We start from the raw sequence: 23,609 nt of genomic DNA, 5'->3' as shown, positions 1-23,609 counted from the left end.
CCCGGTGCAGGAGTCGGAGTACACGGAGCACGACGGGCTCGGGCTGGCCGCGGCCGTCCGGGCCGGCGAGGTCACCGCCGCGGAGCTGCTGGAGCTGGCGCGTGCCCGCGCCGACCGGCTGGACCCCCAGCTGAACGCCATCTGCCTGCGGCTGGACGACTACGCCGAGCAGCAGGTGGCCGGCGAGCTGACCGGCCCGTTCGCCGGCGTCCCCTTCCTGCTCAAGGACCTCCACCAGGACATCGCCGGTATCCCGACCTCGGCCGGCAGCCGCTCGCTGGCCGGGCGCCCGGCCGAGCACACCAGCACGGTGGTGCAGCGCTGGCTGGACGCCGGGCTGGTCGTCTTCGGCAAGACGGCCACCCCGGAGTTCGGGTCCAAGGGCGTGACCGAGCCCGAGGCGTTCGGGCCGACCCGCAACCCGTGGGACCGCGACCGCACCCCCGGTGGCTCGTCCGGCGGGGCGGCGGCGGCCGTGGCGGCGCGGATCGTGCCGGTCGCGGCGGCCAGTGACGGCGGCGGCTCGATCCGCATCCCGGCGGCGTGCACCGGCCTGGTGGGCCTCAAGGCCGGCCGCGGGCTGGTGCCGGCCGGGCCGGTGGAGAGCGAGCCGCTCAACGGGCTGGCCACGACCGGCGTCGTCTCCCGCACCGTCCGCGACACCGCCGTGATGCTCGACCTGCTCGCCGGGCCCGAGGCCATGAGCCCCTTCGCCCCCGCCCTGCCCGAGGTGCCGCTCACCGCCGGGCTCGACCGGCCGCCGGGCCGGCTGCGCATCGGCTACACGACGTACTCGGCGATCCGGGGCACGGCGCACCCCGAGGCGGTCCGCGCCGTGGAGTCCGCCGCGGCCCTGCTCACCGACCTCGGCCACCAGGTCGAGGAGGTCGATCCGCCGCACGACGACGCCCAGCTGGCCCGCGACTTCCTCACCATCTGGTTCGTGCACCAGGCGATCGAGATCGACCGGATCCAGCGGCTGACCGGCTGCCGCGACCGCGACTTCGAGGTCGACACCCGGGTGATGGCCGCGCTCGGCCGCGCGGTCAGCGGCGTCGAGCTGCAGGCCGCCGACGAGCGGCGCCGCGAGCACATCGCCGGGCTGGCCCGGCTGCACGCCACCCACGACCTGCTGCTGACGCCGACGCTCGGCGAGCCGCCGATCCGCATCGGCGCCCTCGACACCCCCGCGCCCCTGCGGCTGGCCAGCGAGGCCCTCCTGCGCACCCGCACCACCCGGGTCATGAAGCTGACCGGGCTGGTCGACCAGATCGTCGACAGCAACCTCGGCTGGGTGCCCTACACCCAGCTGGCCAATGTCACCGGCCGGCCCGCCATCAGCCTGCCGCTGCACTGGACGCCCGACGGCCTGCCGATGGGCGTGCAGTTCCTCGGCCGGCTGGGCTCGGAGGAGCTGCTGCTGCGGCTGGGCCGCCAGCTGGAGCTCGCCGCGCCGTGGGCCGACCGGCGGCCGGGGATCAGCTGACCGTGCCCCGTGCGGTCGCCCTCGGCAGCTCCTTCGCCGCCGGCCCCGGCATCGAGCCGCTGGTCGAGCCGCGCTGCGGCCGGTCGGCGCGCAACTACGCGCACCTGGTCGCCGAACGCCTGGGGTACGCCCTGGTCGACGTCAGCTCCGGGGGCGCGACCATCGACGACGTCCTGACCCGGCCGCAGGCGCTGATGGCCGGTGGCACCGTGCCCCCGCAGCTCGACGCGGTGACCGGCGACGCCGACCTGGTCACCGTCACCGTGGGCGGCAACGACGTCGAGTACCTGCTCACCCTGCTGCGCTGCTCGTACCGCGCCGACCCCGCCGGCGCCCCGGCCGGCTCCGGCGCGTTCTTCGGGACGCCGGTCGACCAGGCCGCGGTGCTCCCCGCCCTGGCCGCGCTGCCGGCGCGGCTGGCCGGCCTGGTGACCGCCGTCCGGGAGCGGGCGCCGCGGGCGCGGATCGTGCTGGTCGACTACCTGACCGTCGTCCCGGACGACGCGACGCCGGCCTTCCCGATGAGCGAGGAGGACCGGGCGTTCTGCGCCGACGTCGGCCGGCGGCTGGAGGCGGCCACCGCGGAGGCAGCGGACGGCGCCGGCGCGGAGCTGCTGCGCGCCTCGGCGATCAGCCGTGGTCACGCCGTCGGGTCGGCGCAGCCGTGGGTGACCGGCTGGGTGTTCGGCGACCTGGCCCGCGGCGGGCTCGCGCCCTACCACCCGAACGCCGCCGGCATGGCGGCCGTCGCCGACGCGCTCGTCGCGCACCTGACCCGCTGATGGACGCCGTCCCCTGGGCCGCCGGCAGCTGGACCGTGCCGCCGGTCGCCGCGAGGGCCGACGGTGCCGATCTGCTGGTCACCGCCGCCGAGGGCAGCGACGCCTGGCGGCACACCGCGTACGGGTTCGTGCACGACGACGCGCACGCGCTGCTCGCCCCGCTACCCGACGCCGGGGCGGTGGAGGTCGCCTTCGAGGTCGGCTACGACCGGCAGTTCGACCAGGCGGGACTGGTGCTGCGGGCGGGCCCGGAGACCTGGCTCAAGACCGGCGTCGAGGTCTCCGACGGCGTGCCGCAGCTCGGCGCGGTGGTCACCCTCGGCCGCTCGGACTGGTCGGTCGCCCCGGTGCCGGAGTGGGCCGGCCGGACGGTCACGGTGCGGGCCAGCCGGGCCGGCGACGCGGTGACCGTCCGGGCGCGGGTGGACGACGAGCCGTTCCGGCTGGTGCGGGTGGCGCCGTTCCCGGAGGGCGTGCCGGTCGCGGCCGGGCCGTACTGCTGCGCCCCGACCCGGGCCGGGCTGGTCGTCCGCTTCCACCGCTGGGCCACCGGGCCCGCCGACCGGTCGCTGCACTGACCATTCAGCGCCGCCTGCGCCTCCGGTACCGACGCAGCAGCACGACCACGGTGACGGCCAGCAGCAGCACCCCGGTGCACCAGCCGGCGGGCTCGGCGCCGCCGTCGCCGGCGAGCGCCGTCCAGAGGCCGCGGCCGACCACGTAGCCGACGACGACCACCAGCAGCCCCGGCACGGCCGCGGCGAGGACGAACACGCCCGGGACTTCGCGCCGGGCACCGCGCGCGGATGCGCCGGGGTCAGGCCGGCTGGGCCACCGGCCGCTCGTCGGACGACGTGCTGCCCGGGTCGGCGACCGCCTCGCCGCGGGCCACCATCCCCGACACCTCCGACAGCGGCACCTCCTTGAGCAGGAGGGCGAACACCAGGCCGACCGCCATGATCGGCAGCAGGTAGCCGAAGATCGGCGCCAGCGAGCCGGCGTAGGCGTCGACGATCGCCGTCTGCAGCGGCTCGGCCGCCCGCTGGACCGTCGACGGCACCACGCTGTCCGGGCCGGCGATGCCGGCCGCGGCGGCCTGGTCCGGGTGCGCGGCGAGCGCGTCGGCGAGCCCGGCGGCCAGCCGGCTGGTGAACAGCGAGCCGAAGACGGCGACACCGACGCTGATCGACGCCTCGCGGGCGTAGTTGTTGGTGGCCGTGGCCGCTCCCAGCACGTGCGGGGAGACGGCGTTCTGCGCCGCCAGGACGACGTTCTGCATGACCAGCCCCATGCCGAGGCCGACCAGGAAGATCATGCAGCCGACCGCCCACATGGGGGTGCCGCCCGCGAGCGTGGTCATCCAGGTCAGGGCCGCCGCGATGAGCAGCACGCCGGCGATCGGGAACACCTTGTAGCGGCCGGTGCGCACCAGGATCGGCGCGGAGCCGTGGATGCCGAGCGCCATGCCGGCGACCATCGGCGTCATCAGCAGGCCGGAGACCGCCGCGGAGGCGCCGGAGGTCATCTGCAGGAAGGTCGGCAGGAACGAGACCGCGGTGATCATGCCGAGCCCGACGCAGGCGCCGATGCCGGTGGCCATCACGAAGGTGACGTTGCGGAACAGGGAGAGCGGGATGATCGGCTCCGGAGCGCGCCGCTCGACCAGCACGAACGCCGTCCCGAGCACGACGACCGCACCGAGCAGCGCCAGGGCGAGGCCCGAGGTCCAGCCGGCCCGGCCGGCCTCCTCGGTGCCGAACACCAGCGCCGCGGTGGTGCCCGACAGCAGCACGATGCCCGCGTAGTCGATGGGCGCGCTGCTGCGCCGGCGGGGCAGCGTGAGAGCGAACCAGCCGACGGCCAGCGCGGCGAGCCCGACCGGCAGGTTGATCCAGAAGCACCACTCCCAGCCCAGGGCGGGGGAGTCGGTGAGGAAGCCGCCGACCAGCGGGCCGGCCACCGACGAGATCGCGAACAGCGCGCCGATCGGCGCCATGTACCTCGCCCGCTCCCGGGCCGGGACGATGTCGGCGATGATCGCCTGCGACAGGATCATCAGCCCGCCGCCGCCGAGTCCCTGGACGCCGCGCCAGATCACGAACCAGGTGAAGTCCGGCGACAGCGCGAGCCCGACGCTGGCGACGGTGAACAGGGCGATCGCGACGAGGAACAGCGTGCGCCGGCCCCACAGGTCGCCGAACTTGCCGTAGACGGGCATGACCAGGGTGGTCGCCAGCAGGTAGGCCGTGGTCACCCACGCCATGTGCGAGACGCCGCCGAGGTCGCCGACGATGGTCGGCATCGCCGTCGAGACGATCGTCTGGTCCAGCGCCGCGACGAACATGCCGGCCAGCAGCGCGGAGAAGATGACGTTGATCCGCCGCCGGGTGAGCACGACGGGGGTCGTGGCGGGCGGTGCGGCAGGCATGGAGCTCCTCGGGGACATGCGGAGGGCCGGACCGTCGGGGACGGTCCGGGGGATCAGGGGAGGGCGGCTACCGGGGCGGCAGCGGCAGCCCGGCGGCGATCAGGTCGTAGGCCTCGTCGACGAGGTCCTGCAGCGACACGGCGAAGCCGCTGCCGGTCCAGCGGTGCAGCGCGGTGCGCATCACCGTGGAGTGCACCGCCGCCAGCAGGGTCGGGTAGCCGTCCAGCGGCAGCTCGAGCCGGGCCGCGATCGCCGCGGCCAGGATGTTCTCGGCCTCGCTGAAGCTCGCCGACAGCCGCGGCTTGAGCGCGGGGTTGGCGTCGACCACCCGCAGCCGCAGCGGCCACAGCTCGGCGTCCCCGACGATGTCGGCGACGTCCTCCCGGGCCAGCGCGCGCAGCGACTCCACCGGGGGCTCCCCGGCCGGCCGGGCCAGCAGCTCCTGCACCAGGTCGTCGCGGGCGGTGGGCACGGTGCCGATGACCGCCTCGTCCTTGGACGAGAAGTAGTTGAAGAAGGTGCGCGGGGAGACCTCGGCGCGGGCGGCGATGTCGTCGACCGACACCGCGTCGAGCCCGTGCTCGCCGACCAGCTCCAGCGCGGCCCGGTGCAGCGCGCGGCGGGTGGCGATCTTCTTCCGCTCGCGCAGCCCCGGCTCGGTCACGACACCATTCTGCCGCAGATCTTGCGGAGACTGCAAACTTGCGGAGACTGCACGGCGTGTCGGTGGCTCCGACCGGTCTGCCGGTCAATGGCAGCCGGGGACGCCATCGCCCCGGCCGGTCCGGAGGATCGGGACGTGACGCCGACCGCTCCCGACCTGTCCGCGCTGTCCCTGGAGGAGAAGGCGAGCCTGCTCTCCGGCCGGGACTTCTGGTCCACCTCACCCGTCGAGGCCGCCGGCCTGCCGTCGCTGGTGCTCACCGACGGCCCGCACGGGGTGCGCCGCCAGGAGGGCGACTTCGGTGCCGTCGGGCTGATGGCCAGCCGGCCGGCGACCTGCTTCCCGCCGGCGGTGGCGGTCGGCGCCAGCTGGGACCCGGAGGTGGCCCGTCTGATCGGCGCGGCCGTCGGCCGCGAGGCCCGCGCGCTCGGCGTGTCCGTCGTGCTGGGGCCCGGGGTGAACATCAAGCGGTCCCCGCTGTGCGGGCGGAACTTCGAGTACTACTCCGAGGACCCCCTGCTGGCCGGCGTCCTGGGCGCCGCGCACGTGCAGGGGCAGCAGTCGCAGGGCGTGGGCGCGTCGGTCAAGCACTTCGCCGCCAACAACCAGGAGACCGAGCGCATGCGGATCAGCGCCGAGGTCGACGAGCGCACGCTGCGGGAGATCTACCTGCCCGCCTTCGAGCGGGTGGTCACCGAGGCCTGGCCGGCCACGGTGATGTGCGCCTACAACAGGATCAACGGCGTCCACGCCTCCCAGAACCGGTGGCTGCTCACCGAGGTGCTGCGCGAGCAGTGGGGCTTCGGCGGCGTCGTCGTCTCCGACTGGGGTGCGGTGCAGGACCGGGTGGCCGCGCTACGCGCCGGCCTGGACCTGCAGATGCCGGGCGACAACGGCACCGGGGACGCCGAGGTGGTCGAGGCCGTGGCCACCGGCGCCCTGGACGAGGCGTACGTCGACGCCAGTGCCGCGCGGGTGGCGGCGCTGGCCCGCTACGTCGCCGAGCCGGCCGGCGACGTCGACGTTGACGTCGACGCGCACCACGCGCTGGCCCGCGAGCTCGCCGCGCGGTGCGCCGTGCTGCTCACCAACGAGCGCGGCACCCTCCCGCTGGCTCGCGGAACCCGGGTGGCGGTCGTCGGGGAGCAGGCGGTGCGCCCGCGCTTCCAGGGCGGCGGCAGCTCCCGGGTCAACGCCACCCGGGTGGACGCCGCGCTCGACGTCCTCCGCGAGCAGCTCGGGGCCGACCTGCCCTTCGCCGACGGCACCGACCTCGACGAGGCGGTGGCGCTGGCCGGCGCCGCGGAGGTCGCCGTGGTGTTCGCCGGGCTGGCCGAGGCCGACGAGTCCGAGGGCTTCGACCGCACCACCCTGGACCTCCCGGCCGGGCAGGTCGAGCTGATCCGCGCGGTCGCCGCGGCCGCCCCGCGCACCGTCGTCGTGCTCTCCCACGGCGGCGTGGTCTCCCTGGAGGGCTGGATCGACGAGGTCGACGCGGTGCTCGACGGCGGGCTGCTCGGCCAGGCCGGCGGTGCCGCGCTGGCCGACCTGCTCACCGGCGCGGCCAACCCGTCGGGGCGGCTGGCCGAGACGGTCTGGCGGCGGCTGGCCGACAACCCCAGCTGGCTGACCTTCCCCGGCGAGCAGGGCACCGTGCGCTACGGCGAGGGCGTCTTCGTCGGCTACCGGCACACCGAGACCGCGGGCGTCGCGCCGCGGTTCCCGTTCGGCCACGGGTTGTCCTACACCACGGTCGAGACCACCGGCCTGACCGTCGAGGTCACCGGCGACGACAGCGCGGTCGCCACCGTCACCGTCGCCAACACCGGCGATCGGGCCGGCCGGCACGTCGTCCAGGTCTACGTCGCGACCACCGCCGGCCCGGTGCGCCGCCCGGCCCGCGAGCTGCGCGCCTTCACGACGGTGGTGCTCGAGCCGGGGGAGACCCGCACGGTGACCCTCGGGCTGGACCGGCGGGCGTTCGCCTACTGGGACGTGCGGGAGGGCGGCTGGGTGGTCGCCCCCGGCGAGTACGCCGTGCAGGTCGGCGAGAGCGCCGCCGCGGTCGTCGCCGAGCAGACGGTGACCCTGGCCGGCGACGACCTCGTGCCCGTGCTCGACCTCGACTCCTCGGTGGCCGAGTGGTTCGGGCACCCGGTGGCCGGTCCGCCGCTCCTTGAGGCCTTCCTCGCCCGCATGCCGGAGGGCGCCGGGGAGATGCACGCGGAGATGCTCACGATGATCGGCTCGATGCCGATGCGCCGGTTCGCCAAGGACTTCGGCGCCGACCTGCCGCGGGCCGAGCTCGACCGGCTGGCCGGCCTCGCGGCCGCCGCCCGCGGCTGACCGGCGGCCCCTGCGTGCCGGCCGCCGCCCGAGGCGGTAGGCATGTCGGGGAGCCGGCGCCGAGGGCGACGCCGGGGGAGGAGCCGTGGGGATGAGCGCGACCACCACCAGTGCGACGGAGGCCTACCGGGCCGCCCGCGACCAGCTGCTGGCCCTGCGCGGGCAGCACGAGCGGGCGGTGGCGGAGTTCCGCTGGCCCGACCTCGGCGACCGGTTCAACTGGGCGGTCGACTGGTTCGACGCGATCGCCCGGGGCAACGACCGGCCCGCCCTGGTCATCGTCGAGGAGGACGGCGCCGCCACCGAGCGCAGCTTCGCCGAGATGGCCGACGCCTCCGACCGGCTGGCCGCCTGGCTGGCCGAGCGCGGGGTCGGCCGGGGCGACGCCGTCCTGGTCATGCTCGGCAACCAGGTCGAGCTGTGGGAGGTCGTGCTCGCCGTCTTCAAGCTGGGAGCGGTGGTCATGCCGACGACGACCGCCGTCGGCCCGGCCGACCTGACCGACCGCATCGCGCGGGGCGGCGCCCGGTTCGTCGTCTGCAACCCCGCCGACACGGCCAAGTTCGACGCGGTGCCCGGCGACTACGGCCGGATCAGCGTCGGCCCGGTGGAGGGCTGGGCCGACCTCCGCGAGGCCGCCGGCCGGGAGGCCACGCCCACCCCGCACCCGGGAACGGCGCCCGGTGACCGGCTGCTCCTCTACTTCACCTCCGGCACGACGTCGCGGCCCAAGCTCGTCGAGCACACCCAGGTCAGCTACCCGGTCGGCCACCTGACCACGATGTACTGGCTCGGCCTGCAGCGCGGCGACGTGCACCTGAACATCTCCTCGCCCGGCTGGGCCAAGCACGCCTGGTCCTGCCTGTTCGCGCCGTGGATCGCCGAGGCCACGGTGTTCGTCTCCAACTACCGCCGGTTCGACGCGCCCTCGCTGCTGGCGCTGCTGCGCGAGCGGGAGGTCACCTCGTTCTGCGCGCCGCCGACGGTCTGGCGGATGCTCATCAACGCCGACCTCTCCGGCGGCCCCGGCTCGCTGCGCGAGCTGATCGGCGCGGGGGAGCCGTTGAACCCGGAGGTCATCGAGCAGGTCCGGCGGGCGTGGGGGCTGACCATCCGCGACGGCTACGGGCAGACCGAGACCACCGCGCAGATCGGCAACACGCCGGGCTCGGAGGTCCGGCCCGGGTCGATGGGCCGGCCGCTGCCCGGCGTCCCGGTGGTGCTGGTCGGCACCGACGGCCGGCCGGTCGAGGGGCCGGGGGAGGGGGAGATCTGCCTGGACCTGTCGGCCTCCCCGCTCCCGCTGATGACCGGCTACCAGGGCGATCCCGAGCGGGCCGCCGAGGCGACCGCCGGCGGGTACTACCACACCGGCGACGTGGCCGGCGTCGACGCGGACGGCTACATCACCTACGTCGGGCGCACGGACGACGTCTTCAAGGCCAGCGACTACAAGATCAGCCCGTTCGAGCTGGAGTCGGTGCTGATCGAGCACCCGGCGGTCGCCGAGGCCGCCGTGGTGCCGGCGCCGGACGCCGTGCGGCTGGCGGTGCCCAAGGCCTACGTGGCCCTCGCGCCGGGCCACGAGCCGACCGAGGAGACCGCCCGCTCGATCCTCGCCCACGCCCGGGAGCACCTGAACCCCTACCAGCGGATCCGCCGGATCGAGTTCTACGAGCTGCCCAAGACGATCTCCGGCAAGATCCGCCGGGTCGAGCTGCGCGGCCGCGAGGAGGAGCTCGCCGCCGGCGCCGCGGCCAACGCGACCGAGGCCCGGGAGTGGCGTGACGACCAGTTCCCGGAGCTGCGCGGCTAGGGCACCGTCAGGCGGCCAGCACGACCAGCAGCGTCCGCGGGCCGTGCACGCCCTCGACCCGCTGCAGCTCGATGTCGCTGGTCGCCGACGGGCCGCTGACCATGGTCAGCGGGGCCAGCGGGTCGAGCCGGGCCAGGCCCTCGGGCACGCCCCCGACCACCTGGCCGGCCTCGACCACGCAGACCAGCACGTCGGGCAGCAGCGACAGGGCCCGCCGGCCGGACAGCGGCGAGCCGTCGAGCACGAGCGTGCCGGTCTCGGCGATCGCCACGGCCACCCCGGTGAGGGTGGCCTCGAAGGCGACCAGGTCGACGGCGGCGCGGCCGTCGTCCTCCCGGCTGCCGGCCGGCCGCCATGTGGCGGGCACCCCGGGGGCGACGACGACGGCGGCCGGGTCGACCCCCACCGTGCCGAGCGCGGTGGCGACCGCGGCGCCGATCCCGTCGGGAGCGCAGCGGACGACGGTCGCCCGGTAGTCCTCCAGCCGGTCGGTGAGGACGGCGCGCAGCTCCGCGGGCGCGCGGTCGTCGGTGGTGCGGTAGTCGCGGACCACCTCGGGTGCCGGCCGGCGCTCGCCGAGGGCGGTGCGGATCCGGCCGAGGACCTCGTCGCGGGCGCTGCTCACCGGCCGTGCTCCTCGGTCCACTGCTGCGTGAAGGTCTTCGCCGGCGGCGCCGGCAGGTCGCGGGTGCGGGTCCAGCCGCTGACCGGCGGGGGCAGCGTGGCCGGCAGCGTGGGCCGGCCGCGGGCGAGGAACCGGCCCAGGCCCGCGGCGCGCTGGGCCAGCCGCCACAGCCGCGGGTTGCTCATCGCCCGCGCCAGGGCCCGGAACCCGGCGGCCTCGACGGTCAGCCGCTCCTGCGCCTCGACGTGCTCGGCGCGCAGGTGCACCAGGATCGAGGGGATGTCGATGGCCACCGGGCAGGCGTCGTAGCAGGCGCCGCACAGGCTGGAGGCGTAGGGCAGCGAGGCGTTGTCCTCGACGCCGGTCAGCTGCGGGGAGAGCACCGCGCCGATGGGGCCCGGGTAGACCGAGCCGTAGGCGTGCCCGCCGGTGCGCTCGTACACCGGGCACACGTTGAGGCAGGCCGAGCACCGGATGCAGTGCAGCGCCTCCCGGCCCACCTCGTCGGCGAGCACCGCCGTCCGTCCGTTGTCGAGCAGCACGAGGTGGAACTCCTGCGGCCCGTCGCCGGGGGTGACCCCGGCCCACAGCGAGGTGTAGGGGTTCATCCGCTCGCCGGTGGAGGAGCGGGGGAGCAGCTGGAGGAAGACCTCCAGGTCGCGCCAGGTCGGCACCAGCTTCTCGATGCCCATGACCGTGATCAGCGTCTGCGGGAGGGTCAGGCACATCCGGCCGTTGCCCTCGCTCTCGACGACGGCGAGCGTGCCGGTCTCGGCGACGGCGAAGTTCGCGCCGCTGATCGCCACCCGGGCGCGCAGGAACCGCTCGCGCAGGTGGGCGCGGGCGGCCATGGCCAGCTGCCGCGGGTCGTCGGTCAGACCGGGGTCGACGCCGGGGATCGTGCGGGCGAAGATCTCGCGGATCTCCGACCGGTTCTTGTGGATCGCCGGCACCAGGATGTGGCTGGGCTTGTCCTCGCCGAGCTGGACGATGAGCTCGGCGAGGTCGGTCTCCCAGGCGGCGATGCCGGCGGCCTCGAGCGCCTCGTTGAGGCCGATCTCCTGGGTGGCCATCGACTTGACCTTGACCACCTCGTCGGCCCCGGTGGCCTGCACCAGCCGGGTGACGATCGCGTTGGCCTCGGCGGCGTCACGGGCCCAGTGCACGGTGCCGCCGCGCGCGCTCACCTGCCGCTCGAGCTCCTCGAGGTGCTCGTCGAGCCGGGCCATCGTCGCGGCCTTGAGGGCCCTGCCCGCCTGGCGCAGCTGCTCCCAGTCGGGCACCTCGCCGACGACGGCGGCGCGCTTGCCGCGGATCGTCGTGGTCGCGTGGCCGAGGTTGGCCCGCAGCTGGCCGTCGCGCAGGGCGTCGCGGGCGGCGTCGGGGAAGGGGCGGTGGCCGCGGAGGTTGCCGACCCCGCGCGGAGCGGTCGGCAGACCGAGGAAGACCTGGGTCACCGGGACACCGCCGGCGTCGTGCTCTGCTGGGGGGACACGGCTTCCTCCGTCGAGGCGAGGATCTCGGCCAGGTGGACGGTGCGGGTGCCCGACCGCAGCCGGGACAGCCCCCCGCCGATGTGCATCAGGCAGGAGGCGTCGCCGGCGGTGCACACCTCGGCGTGCGTGGACAGCACGTTGGCCATCTTGTCGGTCAGCATCGCCGTCGAGGTGTCGGCGTTCTTCACCGCGAACGTGCCGCCGAAACCGCAGCACTGGTCGGCCGCGGGCAGCTCGACCAGCTCCAGCCCGCGCACCGCGCGCAGCAGCTGCAGCGGCCGGTCGCCGACGCGCAGCAGCCGCAGCGAGTGGCAGGTCGGGTGGTAGGTGACGCGGTGCGGGTAGTACGCGCCGACGTCGGTCACGCCGAGGACGTCGACGAGGAACTGGCTCAGCTCGTACGTGCGCGCGGCCAGCGCCTCGGCCTCCTGCGCGAGCCCTTCCTCCCCGGCCCGGCGCAGCACCATGGCCTGCTGGTGGTGGATCGAGGCCACGCAGGAGCCGGACGGCGCGACGACCGCCTCGACCCCCGACGACGTGGCACCGCTGAACGCCCGCACGTGGTTGGCGACGATCGGCACCGCCTCGCGCCGGTAGCCGGTGTTGACGTGCATCTGCCCGCAGCAGGCCTGCCCCGGCGGCACGACCACCTCGTGCCCCAGGCGCTGCAGCAGCACCGCCGTCGCCCGGGCCACCTGCGGGACCATCGTGTCCACCAGGCAGGTGGCGAACAGCGCGACCTTCATCGGGCTCCCTCCCGGTCCCTCGCCGCATCCCGGCGGACCATGCTCGACTCGCGGACGACGAGCACGGGCTCGAAGACCGGTTGCTGGTGCACGTGGCCCGTACGGCCCTCGTCGAGGAGCAGCTCGGCGGCCCGCCGGCCCAGCTCGGCGCGCGGCTTGCGCACCGACGTCAGCGGCACCGCCGCCGCGGCGGCGAAGTCGATGTCGTCGTAGCCGACGATCGCGAACTCGTCGGGCACCCGCACCCCGTGGCGGACCATCTCCTGCAGCACGCCCAGCGCCAGCAGGTCGTTGGCGCAGACCGCCGCGGTGGGCCGGCGGGCGGCCGGCACGCCGATCACCCGGGCGGCGGCCTCGCGGCCGCCGGCGACGGTGAGCTCCTCCGGGGAGAGCACCAGCAGGTCGGCGTCGCCGGCCTCGGCGACGGCGGCCTCCACGCCGGCGCGCCGCTCCTGGATCTGCGGCAGGCCCGACGTCCCGCCGATGAAGGCGATCCGCCGGTGCCCGCGCTCGAGCAGGTGCTCGGCGGCCAGCCGGCCGCCGAGCACGTCGTCGGTGGCCACCGCGCAGCGGTCGGCGTCGGGGGCGCGGCGGTCGACCAGCACCACCGGGACGCCCCGGGCGCGCAGCGCCTCCAGCTCGGGGGTCAGCTCGGCGGTGGGGGTGATGAGCACGCCCTGCACGCGCTGCTCGGCCAGCACCGACAGGTGCGCGGCCTCCTTGGCCGGCCGGTCGTCGGAGTTGCACAGGATCAGCGCCAGGCCCGCGGCGTTGACCACGTCCTCCACGCCCCGGGCGACGTCGGTGAAGAACGGGTTGGCGATGTCCAGCACCACCAGGCCGACGGTGCGGCTGGAGCCGGCGCGCAGCTGGCGCGCGGACTCGTTGCGGACGAAGCCCAGCGCGGTGATCGCGTCGAGCACCCGGGTGCGCGTGCCGGCGGCGACCAGGTCGGGCCGGTTGAGCACGTTGCTGACCGTGCCGACGGAGACGCCGGCGTGGGCGGCGACGTCGCGGATGCTGCTCGTCACGCGGCTCCTCGGGTCGGGCTGAATCGTCTCAACCGGCGCGGCCGGGTGCTTTGACACGTTAGCAGCGACGTGCGTAGGGTGCGTCATGCCAGCACATGAATCGTTTCACAAGCCGTGATCGGAGCCCGACGTGACCGACGACCTGCGGACGCGAGCCCTCGCCGCCCTGGCCGAGCAGACCATCGAGCTGCCCTCCTGGGCGTTCGGCAACTCCGGCACCCGGTTCAAGGTCTTCGGCCAGCCGGGCGTGGCGCGCGACCCCTTCGAGAAGCTCGAGGACGCCGCGCAGGTGCACCGCTTCACCGGCGTCGCGCCGCGGGTGTCGCTGCACATCCCGTGGGACCTCGTCGACGACTACGGCAAGCTCGCCGCGCACGCCGCCGACCTCGGGGTCTCGATCGGCGCGATCAACTCCAATCTGTTCCAGGACGACGAGTACAAGCTCGGCTCGCTCACCCATCCCGACCCCGCCGTCCGCCGGCGCGCGATCGCGCACCACGCGCAGTGCGTCGAGGTCATGCGCCAGACCGGCTCGACCGACCTCAAGCTCTGGCTGCCCGACGGCACCAACTACGCCGGCCAGGACGACCTGCGCGCCCGGCAGGACCGGCTGGCCGAGTCGCTGCAGGAGATCTACGCGCTGCTCGACCCCGGGCACCGGCTGCTGATCGAGTACAAGTTCTTCGAGCCGTACTTCTACGCCACCGACATCCCCGACTGGGGCACCTCGCTGCTGCACTGCCTGGCCCTCGGCGAGCAGGCGCAGGTCGTGCTGGACACCGGCCACCACGCGCCGAACACCAACATCGAGTTCATCGTCATGCAGCTGCTGCGGGTCGGGCGGCTGGGCGCCTTCGACTTCAACTCGCGCAACTACGGCGACGACGACCTCATCGTGGGCGCGGCCGACCCGTTCCAGCTGTTCCGGATCATGAACGAGATCGTCGGCAACGACGCGCTGCGCCCCGAGGCCGGCGTCAACTTCATGCTCGACCAGTGCCACAACATCGAGCCGAAGATCCCCGGCCAGATCCGCTCGGTGATGAACGTGCAGGAGGCCACCGCCAAGGCGCTGCTGGTCGACCGGACGGCGCTGCGCGAGGCACAGGTCGCCGGTGACGTGCTCGGCGCGCACGGCGTGCTGATGGACGCCTACTCGACCGACGTCCGCCCGCTGCTGGCGGAGCTGCGCGAGAGCCGCGGCCTGGACGCCGACCCCTACCGCGCCTACGCCGCCTCCGGGCACCAGGAGCGGATCGCCCGCGAGCGCGTCGGCGGCCAGCAGGCCGGCTGGGGCGCCTGAAAGAGGACCTGGCAGCTCCCTGACCGCCTTTCGCGCGCGAAAGGCCCCCCGACCTCTCTGGAAGGAAGCACCACTCGTGACCAACCCCGTCGTCGCGGACCTCATCGCGCGCAGCAACCGCCTGGGCGCCGACCCGCGCAACACCAACTACGCCGGCGGCAACACCTCCGCCGCGGGCACCGGGACCGACCCGGTCACCGGCGCCCCGGTCGAGCTGCTCTGGGTCAAGGGCTCCGGCGGTGACCTCGGCACCCTCACCGAGTCGGGCCTGGCCGTGCTGCGGCTGGACCGGCTGCGCTCCCTCGTCGGCGTCTACCCGGGCGTCGAGCGCGAGGACGAGATGGTCGCCGCGTTCGACTACTGCCTGCACGGCCGCGGCGGGGCCGCGCCGTCGATCGACACCGCGATGCACGGGCTGGTCGACGCCGCCCACGTCGACCACCTGCACCCGGACTCCGGCATCGCGCTGGCCACCGCGGCCGACGGCGAGGAGCTGACCCGCGAGTGCTTCGGCGACCGCGTGGTCTGGGTGCCCTGGCGGCGGCCCGGCTTCCAGCTCGGCCTCGACATCGCCGCGATCAAGGAGGCCAACCCCCAGGCCATCGGCTGCATCCTCGGGGGGCACGGCATCACCGCCTGGGGCGCCACCAGCGAGGAGTGCGAGGCGCACTCGCTGGAGATCATCCGTACCGCCGAGCGGTTCCTCGCCGAGCGCGGCAAGCCGGAGCCGTTCGGCCCCGTCGTCCCGGGCTTCGAGCCGCTGCCCGAGACCGAGCGCCGGCAGCGGGCCGCCGCGCTCGCGCCGGTGATCCGCGGGCTGGCCTCGACCGACCGGCCGCAGGTCGGGCACTTCACCGACGCCGACGTCGTCCTCGAGTTCCTCTCGCGGGAGAAGCTGCAGCCGCTGGCGGCCCTCGGCACCTCGTGCCCCGACCACTTCCTGCGCACCAAGGTGCGCCCGCTGGTCGTCGACCTGCCGGCGTCGGCCCCGGTGGCGGACGTCGTCGCGCGGCTGCGCGAGCTGCACGAGGCCTACCGCGCCGAGTACGCGGCCTACTACGCCCGCCACGCCACCCCCGACTCGCCGGCCATGCGCGGCGCGGACCCGGCGATCGTGCTGGTGCCCGGCGTCGGCATGTTCAGCTTCGGCGCGAACAAGCAGACCGCCCGCGTGGCCGGTGAGTTCTACGTCAACGCGATCAACGTGATGCGCGGCGCCGAGGCGGTGTCCACCTACGCGCCGATCGACGAGAGCGAGAAGTTCCGCATCGAGTACTGGGCGCTGGAGGAGGCCAAGCTCCAGCGGATGCCGAAGCCCAAGCCGCTGGCCACCCGCGTCGCGCTGGTCACCGGTGCGGCCAGCGGCATCGGGCGGGCGATCGCGCACCGGCTGGCCGCCGAGGGCGCCTGCGTCGTCGTCGCCGACCTCGACCGGTCGAAGGCCGAGGCCGCCGCGGCCGAGATCGGCTCCTCCGACGTGGCGATCGGGGTGGCCGCCGACGTGAGCGACGCCGAGGCCGTCGCCGCGGCGTTCCGCGAGGCCGTGCTGGCCTTCGGCGGGGTGGACCTGGTGGTCAACAACGCCGGGCTGTCGATCTCCAAGCCGCTGCTGGAGACCACCGAGGCCGACTGGGACCTGCAGCACGACGTCATGGCCAAGGGCAGCTTCCTCGTCTCCCGCGAGGCGGCCCGGATCATGATCGAGCAGGGGATGGGCGGCGACGTCGTCTACATCTCCAGCAAGAACTCGCTGTTCGCCGGGCCGAACAACATCGCCTACGGCGCCACCAAGGCCGACCAGGCGCACCAGGTGCGGCTGCTGGCCGCCGAGCTCGGCCCGCACCAGATCCGGGTCAACGGCATCAACCCCGACGGCGTCGTCCGCGGGTCGGGGATCTTCGCCGGGGGCTGGGGCGCCTCGCGCGCGGCGGTGTACGGGGTCAAGGAGGAGGACCTGGGCGAGTTCTACGCGCAGCGCACCCTGCTCAAGCGCGAGGTGCTGCCCGACCACGTCGCCGACGCCGTCTTCGCCCTCACCGGTGGCGACCTGACCCGCACCACGGGCCTGCACGTGCCGGTGGACTCGGGCGTGGCCGCGGCGTTCCTCCGGTGACGACCGCCTCTCGCGCGCGGAAGGCGACGCCGTGAGCACCGAGGTCACCGTCGCGGCGGTCGACCTCGGTGCCTCCAGTGGCCGCGTGATGCTGGCCCGGGTGGGGCCGGGCCGGCTGGAGCTCACCGAGGTGCACCGGTTCCCGAACCGGCCGGTGCGTACCGCCGGGACGCTGTCGTGGGACGTGCTGGCGCTGCACGCCGGGGTCCTCGACGGGCTGCGGGCCGCCGGCCGGGAGGCCGGGCGGCTGGACGGCATCGGCATCGACAGCTGGGCGGTGGACGTCGGCCTGCTGGACGCCGACGGCGCCCTGCTGGGCAACCCGGTGCACTACCGGGACGCCCGGCACGAGACGGCGGTGCCGGCGGTGCACGCCGCCGTCCCCGCCGACGAGCTGTACCGGGTCAACGGGCTGCAGCACCTGCCCTTCACGACGGTCTTCCAGCTGGCCGCCGCGCGGCCCACGGCGCGGTTCGCCGCCGCCCGCCAGGCGTTGCTGATCCCGGACCTGCTGGCGTACTGGCTGACCGGCGCGCGCGGTGCGGAGGTCACGAACGCATCGACCACGGGGCTGCTCGACGCGACGACGCGGGAGTGGTCGGGCGAGCTGCTCGACCGGCTGGGACTGCCGCGCGAGCTGCTGCCGCCGCTGCGGCAGCCGGGGGAGCGGCTGGGGGAGCTGCTGCCCGAGGTGCAGGCGGAGACCGGTCTGGGCGCGGTGCCGGTGCTCGCCGTCGGCTCGCACGACACGGCGTCGGCGGTCGTGGGCGTGCCGGCCCGGGACCGCCGGTTCGGCTACGTCTCGTGCGGCACCTGGTCGCTGGTCGGCGTGGAGCTGGAGAAGCCCGTGCTGACCGAGGCCGGCCGGGCGGCGGGCTTCACCAACGAGCTCGGCGTGGACGGCACGGTGCGCTATCTGCACAACGTCATGGGGCTGTGGCTGCTGCAGGAGTCGCTGCGCACGTGGGCAGCGTCCGGGCTGCCGGCCGACCTGACCGAGCTGCTGGCCGCGGCCGCGCGGGTGCCGGCGTTCACCGCCGTCGTCGACCCCGACGATCCGCGGTTCCTGCCGCCGGGGGACATGCCGGCGCGGATCGCGGCGGCCTGCGCCGAGTCGGGGCAGGCGCCGCCGCAGAGCCAGGCGGAAACGGTGCGCTGCATCGTCGACAGCCTGGCGCTGGCCTACCGCCGGACGCTGCGCCGGGCGGCCGAGCTCTCCGGGCAGGACGTCGACGTGGTGCACCTGGTCGGCGGCGGCGCGCGCAACGCGCTGCTGTGCCAGCTCACCGCCGACGCCTGCGAGCGGCCGGTGCTGGCCGGGCCGGTGGAGGCCGCCGCGCTGGGCAACGCCCTGGTGCAGGCGCGGGCGCTGGGCGCGCTCGAGGGCGGGCTGCCCGAGCTGCGCCGGCTGCTGCGCACCACCCAGCCGCTGGTGGAGTACCGGCCGGCCGGCTCTCCGGCGGCCTGGGCGGCCGCGGAGGCACGGGTGTTCCCGGCCGGCTGACCGTCGGGGCAGGAGCGGTGCTGCTGCCCGGGCGCGCATGGGGTAGGCAGGACGCGAGCGCCGTCCCCCATGGGGCCGATCGGGAGGTAGCAGTGGACCAGCAGCAGTGGACCCGCGTGGTCGAGGCCGCGACCCGGGCCCCGTCGATCCACAACACCCAGCCGTGGCTGTTCACCGCGGCCGGTGACCGGCTCGACGTCCGCACCGATCCGACCCGGGCGCTGCGGACGCTGGACCCCAGCGGGCGGCAGCGGGTCATCAGCTGCGGGGTGGCCGTCGAGTTCGCCGTGGTCGCGCTGCGGGCGGCCGGCCTCGCCGCCGAGGTCGAGGTGCAGCCGGACGACGGCGACGCCGACCTGCTGGCCACCATCACGGTGACCGGGCCGGCGGAGGCCACGGAGGAGGACCGGGCGCTGGGGGCGGCGATCGGCACCCGGCACACCGAGCGGGCGCCGTTCCTGCCGCAGGCGGTGCCGGTCGAGCTGCTGGAGGAGCTGCAGCGGGCGGCGGGGACGTTCTCGGTGTGGTTCAAGCCGATCACCGAGTCCGACGAGGAGGTGGCCACGGTCTTCCTCATCTCGCGGGCCGAGGAGATCGAGCAGGGCGAGCCCGAGTACGTCGAGGAGCTGCAGCAGTGGCTGCGCACCGACCCTGCGGCCGTCGACGGCATCCCGGTCGGCGCGGTGCCGGAGGAGGACCCGGCGACGCGGCCGTCCAACTGGCTGATCCGGGACTTCGTGGTGGGCTCGCGGCCGGCCGACCGGTCGCCGTTCCACAACCCCGACCCCGATGCGCCGCCGCCGGTGCCCGAGCGGCCGGTGGTGGTGCTGATGGGCACCGACAACGACGACCGGCTGGCCTGGCTGACCGCCGGGCGGGCGCTCGGCCAGGTGCTGCTGCGGGCGACGGTGGCGGGGCTGGCCTCGTCGCCGCTGACCCAGGCGCTGGACTGGCCGGCGACCCGCACGCAGTTGCGCTCGCGGCTGTCGCTGGTCGGCCACCCGCAGATGCTGCTGCGGCTGGGCTACCCGTCCAGCGACCGGACGCCGCCGACGAACCGGCGACCGGTGGCCGACGTCCTGACGGTCACGTCCTGACGGTCACCCCGCGCTGAGGCCCGGGGCGGCGGCCGGGTCGCGGCCGTCGACGGTGCCCTGGCTGCCGAGGACGGCGAACCGGGCGAAGAGCTCCTCGGCGTACCAACCCTCGCGGGCGGTGCGGTCGACGACCGCGGTGTGCGCGGGGCGGCGATAGGCGAACGCGTTGAGGGCGGCCGTGTCGTCCCAGACGCTGAAGGTTCCTTGCAGGCCGATCGGTGCCTCGCCGATGCCGAGGGCCATCCGGAGGCCGGGGGAGCGGTGCAGGTCGGCCGAGACCGGCGGGACCGCGCTCCAGAAGCGCGCGGCGCGGCGCAGCACCAGGCGGGCGCGGGTGACCGCGGCGACCGGCCCGTTCCAGCGGGTGGGGGTCGGCGTGCCGAACGGCTCCTGGCGCGACCACCGGCCGCGGGTGGTCAGCGGACGCAGGCGCACCGACCACTCCTCGTCGGCGAGGTCCCGCCAGCAGCCGGTCAGCCGACCCCCGGCGAACGCGTCGGCGGTGGCCTCGTCGTCCCAGACGGCGAGCAGCCCCCAGCGGCGGGGATCGGCGTCCCGGACGGTGAAGGTGCGACCGCTGCCGGTGCCGAGCAGCTTGGCGAACCGCAGACCCGGGGTGTGCCGCAGCGGCCGCCGGTCGGTGGCCATGTGCGCCACCGCCCGGGGAACGGCGCGCCCCGGCACGCCCCACAGGTGCAGGGTCACGAGGGGGGCGGGGGCGGGCACGGCGTCGAGTCTCCCCGACCGCCGGGTGGGTGTGCCGGGACAGCTGGAGAGTGCGGCGGACTGGGCGACACCTCGCCTCCTCGACTCCTCGATTCGTCGGCTCCTCGATTCGTCGGCTTGCGGACATGTCGACCTCCGGGCAGCCGTGGGCCGGGACCGGTGGCCCCTCCCATCCCCAGGAGGGGCCACCGGCGTCGGGGTGGCGGTGCGGTCAGAAGGGCGGTGGTTCGGCGGCGGGGACGGCATCCGGCGCCTGGCCGGTGAGGAGGGGTGGTGCGGGGCCGGGGTACCAGTCGGGGCCGGGTGGCCGGGTGATCCGGGTGACCCCGCTGGGCGTGGTGACGGTGAGTGCGCCGTCGGGGGTCATGGTGAAGCGCCAGCCGCGGGCGTGGGTCTTGAGCCGGTGGTGGCGCCGGCAGAGGCAGCAGAGGTTGTCGCAGGCGGTGGCGCCGCCGGCGGCGTGCGGGATGACGTGGTCCAGGTCGGCCCAGCCGGCCCGGTGGTGGCAGCCGGGCATGCGGCAGTGCTGGTCGCGGGTGCGCACGAACCGGTCGGTGGGGATCGGCGGCCGGTAGCCGTCGACCGGCTCGGGTCTGCCCAGGACCGCGCAGCCACAGTTGCCGCCGCCGCGGGTGGCGTCGTCGGGGTGGTCGCGGCAGCCTCGCCGGGCGAGGCGTTCGAGCTGCGACCGACTGAGGGTGGCGCGGAGCTGGCCAGTGCCGGGGTCGACCAGGCCGATGTCCAGGCTGCCGCCGTGGGGTGCCTGCAGCCCGCCGGGGCACAGGGCGTCGAGCTGCTCGAGCACCTGCCGCAGGTGGGCGGCGGTGATGGGTTGGCCGTCGACCGCGCCGACCGACCCGCCCTCGCAAGCGGCTTGGAGCGCCGGCAGTGGGGCGAGCACGGTGATGTGCGCGGTGACCGGTGGGCGGGTGTCGTCCCAGGGCCGGGTGATCAGGGCGTGCAGCGCCGCCACGCGCAGCACGCCGATGGGTCGGTCGTGCCCGTCGGCTTTGGCGGCGCGGGCCAGCTGGTCGGCGGTGGCGTGCATGGCGGCGACCTGCTCGGCGGTGCCGGTGACCTCCAGCCGCGCCATCCCGTCGCGCAGAGCCCGGTGCTCCACGTTCGCGGTCTTCTTCGCCTGCTCCCGCCGCCGGTCGGCGGCCTGCTGGTCCAGCCGTTGCAGCTCCCGCTGCACCGCCGCCCGCACCCCGCTGACCGACAACTCCATCGCCTGCGGCAGCACCAGCGCCTCCACCGCCCGCACCACGTCCGGAGCGGTCTGCCCGGCCTTCTCGACCCCGAGTTCCTGGGCGATGGCGCGGGCGCGGGGCCAGTCGAGTTCGCCGTCGGCCAGGGCGGCCCAGGTGGCGGTCAGCCGGTGGCGCAGGTCGAGGACGACCGCCAGCAGCTTGCTGGCCTCGGTCCGCGACACGTTCACGATCAGGGCGAGCTCGTCGGGGAAGAACTCGCTCACCTCGCTGGGCAGCGGATCCGCGGCCCAGCCCGGGGACGCCGCACCCGGGGTGTTCGGGGCCGGGTCGTCGGTGATGGGCCGACGCGCAGCCAGCTCCGCCACCAGCCCCACCTCGTAACCGGCCAGCCGCGACCGCAACTGCTGCACCCGCTCCAGCTCCACGGCCAGCTCGGCATCGGTGCGCGTCTCCGGGGGCAGCACGTCGGACAGCCGCGCCGGACGCTGCCCGGCCAGCAGCGGCGGACGCGCGGCGGCAGGCAGCGACTGCGCCACGGTCAACCCGACCCCGAACCCCTCGAACACATGTGCGATTCTGCTCCACGGGTACGACAGGAACGAGCAGGTCAGCTGTCTGTGGACGAGCTTGGTGCCTGTGGACGAGGTCGACATGCGACCCGTCGGTGATCACCGACTGCTGACGGTCAGCGCGCTGCCGGCCGCCGAACCATCTACCGAGCGTCGAGAGGGGCATCGCGACCGCGAGGCGAACTCGCCGTCCCCAGCCGCCTGCACCTCGAGCACCGGACGCCTGACCCCGCACCATCCGGCCTCGCACCGGAAGCGGTCCGGACATGACCGGGATGACGACGGTGTCGGCCTCTCCCTCCGCCACGATCTCGTGGGGGTCCACCTCCCCGCGCGCGTTCGGCGCAAGGTGCCACCGCCGTCGCGCTGGCGAGTGACCCGAGGGGCGGCACAGCCGGACGCCTCATGGCCCGCGGACAGACGTACTCGACCGCCTCGCAGGCGGCCCGCTCTCCGGACATCCGGCTCGGCACGACCCCCCGGCCGTCCTACGCTGGCCGCCGCCCCCACCGACAGGAGATCGCCCGTGCCGCTGTTCGCCTTCGAGGGCCGTGCGCCCCGCGTCCACCCCGACGCCTGGGTCGCGCCCACGGCCACGCTGGTCGGCGACGTCACCGTCGAGGCCGGCGCCTCGATCTGGTACGGCGTGGTGCTGCGCGCCGACTTCGGCCCGATCGTCATCCGCGAGGGCGCGAACGTGCAGGACAACTCGGTGCTGCACGGCGGCACCGACCCGGTCACCGAAGTGGGCCCGGGCGCGACCATCGGCCACGTCTGCGTGGTGCACGGCTCGGTGATCGGCGCCGAGGTGGTGGTCGGCAACGGCGCCACCGTCCAGGACGGCGCCCGCATCGGCGCCCGCGCGATGATCGCCGCCGGCAGCCTCGTGCCGCCCGGCGCGGAGATCCCCGAGGGCGTGCTCGCCGTCGGCGCACCGGCCCGCGTCCGTGGCCCGCTCACCGGCAGCGCGGCGTTCTGGGTCGAGAAGAACCCGGAGACCTACCGCCAGCTGGCCCGCCGCCACGCGGCGTCGATCGAACAGGTGGGCTGAGCCGCTCCGGCGTACCGTCTACCCACCGCCCGGGGAGCCCGCCGGGCGGAGGACACCGCCGTCCGAGGTCGCCCGATGGTCCTGCGCAACCGCATCGCCCCGGCTCTCGGCGCGCTGGCGGGCGCCACCCGCCTCGCCGCCGCCGGTGCCGGGCTGGCCGCCGTGCCCGCGGTGACCGCGCCGCTGCTGCAGGCCGGTCCCGCGCGGGGTGCGGTGCGGGCGCTGCGGTCGGTCGCCGGCGCCTCGCTGGACCTCGGCTCGGCCGCGGCGGTCGCCGGCACCCGCGCCGTCGGCACCGTGCTGACCGGCGCCGACCCCCTGCCCGACGGCTCGGTGCGCAGCCTCGGAACCGCCGTCCGCGGCCTGTTCGAGCCGCCGCTGGCCCGCCGCACCCGGCGGGTCTACGCCGACCACGGCCGGGTGCACCTGGAGCTCGCCACGCCGGCCGAGGACACCCCCGAGGGGGGGGGGGGGGGGGGGGGGGGGGGGGGGCGGGGGGGGGGGGGGGGGGGGGGGGGGGGGGGGGGGGGGGGGGGGGGGGGGGGGGGGGGGGGGGGGGTGGGGGGGGGGGGGGGGGGGGGGGGGGGGGGGGGGGGGGGCTGGGGGGGGGGGGGG

General features: G+C 75.5%; 19 protein-coding genes. 10 read left to right on the top strand and 9 right to left on the bottom strand.

Annotation, left to right across the window (positions count from 1 at the left end):
* The first annotated feature begins 4 nt into the window (after positions 1-4).
* From ACI79R_RS23055 to ACI79R_RS23045, 3 genes are read left to right on the top strand one after another with little or no spacing between them, the layout of a single operon-like run.
* A complete protein-coding gene (locus ACI79R_RS23055) occupies positions 5-1,486 on the top strand; it encodes an amidase (RefSeq protein WP_456576020.1) in 1,482 nt (493 codons plus the stop codon).
* Between the two features lie 2 nt (positions 1,487-1,488).
* Complete coding sequence (locus ACI79R_RS23050; RefSeq protein ID WP_456576019.1) at positions 1,489-2,268, top strand: SGNH/GDSL hydrolase family protein; 780 nt, start codon at positions 1,489-1,491, stop codon at positions 2,266-2,268.
* Positions 2,268-2,846 carry a DUF1349 domain-containing protein gene (locus ACI79R_RS23045; protein ID WP_456576018.1) on the top strand — a complete coding sequence of 193 codons (579 nt, stop codon included), beginning with the start codon at positions 2,268-2,270 and terminating at the stop codon, positions 2,844-2,846. Before ACI79R_RS23050 ends, ACI79R_RS23045 begins: the two co-directional genes overlap by 1 nt.
* Before the next feature lie 4 nt (positions 2,847-2,850).
* Here the strand turns inward: ACI79R_RS23045 and ACI79R_RS23040 are convergent, their stop codons facing one another.
* The 3 genes from ACI79R_RS23040 to ACI79R_RS23030 all read right to left on the bottom strand — a co-directional run bounded on the left by ACI79R_RS23040 (position 2,851) and on the right by ACI79R_RS23030 (position 5,360).
* Entirely contained in the window at positions 2,851-3,042 is a 192-nt protein-coding gene (locus ACI79R_RS23040) for a hypothetical protein (RefSeq protein WP_456576017.1), read from the bottom strand.
* A gap of 43 nt (positions 3,043-3,085) precedes the next feature.
* A complete protein-coding gene (locus ACI79R_RS23035) occupies positions 3,086-4,696 on the bottom strand; it encodes an MDR family MFS transporter (RefSeq protein ID WP_456576016.1) in 1,611 nt (536 codons plus the stop codon).
* A gap of 67 nt (positions 4,697-4,763) precedes the next feature.
* Positions 4,764-5,360 carry a TetR/AcrR family transcriptional regulator gene (locus ACI79R_RS23030; protein WP_456576015.1) on the bottom strand — a complete coding sequence of 199 codons (597 nt, stop codon included), beginning with the start codon at positions 5,358-5,360 and terminating at the stop codon, positions 4,764-4,766.
* 135 nt (positions 5,361-5,495) lie between these two features.
* Here ACI79R_RS23030 and ACI79R_RS23025 point away from each other — a divergent pair, with 135 nt between their 5' ends.
* Entirely contained in the window at positions 5,496-7,706 is a 2,211-nt protein-coding gene (locus tag ACI79R_RS23025; RefSeq protein ID WP_456576014.1) for a glycoside hydrolase family 3 C-terminal domain-containing protein, read from the top strand.
* A gap of 91 nt (positions 7,707-7,797) precedes the next feature.
* The gene (locus tag ACI79R_RS23020) at positions 7,798-9,522 is read left to right on the top strand and encodes an AMP-binding protein (RefSeq protein ID WP_456576013.1); all 1,725 of its coding nucleotides are present in this window, start codon (positions 7,798-7,800) and stop codon (positions 9,520-9,522) included.
* Between the two features lie 7 nt (positions 9,523-9,529).
* On the opposite strand, the gene ACI79R_RS23015 is transcribed toward ACI79R_RS23020, so the two are convergent.
* The 4 genes from ACI79R_RS23015 to ACI79R_RS23000 are packed head-to-tail and all read right to left on the bottom strand — an operon-like array spanning position 9,530 to position 13,420.
* Entirely contained in the window at positions 9,530-10,147 is a 618-nt protein-coding gene (locus tag ACI79R_RS23015; protein ID WP_456576012.1) for a LutC/YkgG family protein, read from the bottom strand.
* Complete coding sequence (locus ACI79R_RS23010) at positions 10,144-11,604, bottom strand: LutB/LldF family L-lactate oxidation iron-sulfur protein (protein ID WP_456576011.1); 1,461 nt, start codon at positions 11,602-11,604, stop codon at positions 10,144-10,146. The genes ACI79R_RS23015 and ACI79R_RS23010 overlap by 4 nt, the downstream gene beginning before the upstream one ends.
* A complete protein-coding gene (locus ACI79R_RS23005; protein ID WP_456576010.1) occupies positions 11,601-12,389 on the bottom strand; it encodes a (Fe-S)-binding protein in 789 nt (262 codons plus the stop codon). The genes ACI79R_RS23010 and ACI79R_RS23005 overlap by 4 nt, the downstream gene beginning before the upstream one ends.
* On the bottom strand, positions 12,386-13,420 hold the full coding sequence (locus ACI79R_RS23000; RefSeq protein WP_456576009.1) for a LacI family DNA-binding transcriptional regulator: 1,035 nt from the start codon (positions 13,418-13,420) through the stop codon (positions 12,386-12,388). The genes ACI79R_RS23005 and ACI79R_RS23000 overlap by 4 nt, the downstream gene beginning before the upstream one ends.
* Before the next feature lie 130 nt (positions 13,421-13,550).
* On the opposite strand from ACI79R_RS23000, the gene rhaI reads away from it, so the two are divergent.
* The 4 genes from rhaI to ACI79R_RS22980 all read left to right on the top strand — a co-directional run bounded on the left by rhaI (position 13,551) and on the right by ACI79R_RS22980 (position 19,437).
* A complete protein-coding gene (gene rhaI, locus ACI79R_RS22995; protein WP_456576008.1) occupies positions 13,551-14,723 on the top strand; it encodes an L-rhamnose isomerase in 1,173 nt (390 codons plus the stop codon).
* A 19-nt stretch (positions 14,724-14,742) separates the two neighbouring features.
* Positions 14,743-16,836, top strand: coding sequence for a bifunctional aldolase/short-chain dehydrogenase (locus ACI79R_RS22990; protein ID WP_456576035.1), 2,094 nt, complete (start codon positions 14,743-14,745; stop codon positions 16,834-16,836).
* Positions 16,837-16,867: 31 nt separating this feature from the next.
* Positions 16,868-18,340 (top strand): rhamnulokinase, encoded by a 1,473-nt coding sequence (locus tag ACI79R_RS22985; protein ID WP_456576007.1) that lies wholly within the window; start codon positions 16,868-16,870, stop codon positions 18,338-18,340.
* Between the two features lie 92 nt (positions 18,341-18,432).
* Positions 18,433-19,437, top strand: a complete 1,005-nt coding sequence (locus ACI79R_RS22980) for an Acg family FMN-binding oxidoreductase (protein WP_456576006.1) — start codon at positions 18,433-18,435, stop codon at positions 19,435-19,437.
* Between the two features lie 3 nt (positions 19,438-19,440).
* On the opposite strand, the gene ACI79R_RS22975 is transcribed toward ACI79R_RS22980, so the two are convergent.
* Together ACI79R_RS22975 and ACI79R_RS22970 are read right to left on the bottom strand one after the other, a co-directional pair.
* Positions 19,441-20,163, bottom strand: a complete 723-nt coding sequence (locus ACI79R_RS22975) for a monooxygenase (RefSeq protein ID WP_456576005.1) — start codon at positions 20,161-20,163, stop codon at positions 19,441-19,443.
* A 211-nt stretch (positions 20,164-20,374) separates the two neighbouring features.
* Positions 20,375-21,940 (bottom strand): DUF222 domain-containing protein, encoded by a 1,566-nt coding sequence (locus tag ACI79R_RS22970; RefSeq protein ID WP_456576004.1) that lies wholly within the window; start codon positions 21,938-21,940, stop codon positions 20,375-20,377.
* A 529-nt stretch (positions 21,941-22,469) separates the two neighbouring features.
* On the opposite strand from ACI79R_RS22970, the gene ACI79R_RS22965 reads away from it, so the two are divergent.
* Positions 22,470-22,994 (top strand): gamma carbonic anhydrase family protein, encoded by a 525-nt coding sequence (locus tag ACI79R_RS22965; protein ID WP_456576003.1) that lies wholly within the window; start codon positions 22,470-22,472, stop codon positions 22,992-22,994.
* Positions 22,995-23,609: the final 615 nt, after the last annotated feature.

The organism is Blastococcus sp. SYSU D00820 (genome assembly GCF_054050695.1).
Note: the sequence above shows the minus strand (reverse complement) of the source record. Positions and strands in the feature narration are given on the sequence as shown.

Excerpts from the sequence above, each read along its gene's own strand:
- ACI79R_RS23045 (WP_456576018.1), top strand. The coding sequence starts at position 2,268 with ATGGACGCCGTCCCCTGGGCCGCCGGCAGCTGGACCGTGCCGCCGGTC.
- ACI79R_RS23035 (WP_456576016.1), bottom strand. The coding sequence starts at position 4,696 with ATGCCTGCCGCACCGCCCGCCACGACCCCCGTCGTGCTCACCCGGCGG.
- ACI79R_RS23020 (WP_456576013.1), top strand. The coding sequence starts at position 7,798 with ATGAGCGCGACCACCACCAGTGCGACGGAGGCCTACCGGGCCGCCCGC.
- ACI79R_RS23005 (WP_456576010.1), bottom strand. The coding sequence starts at position 12,389 with ATGAAGGTCGCGCTGTTCGCCACCTGCCTGGTGGACACGATGGTCCCG.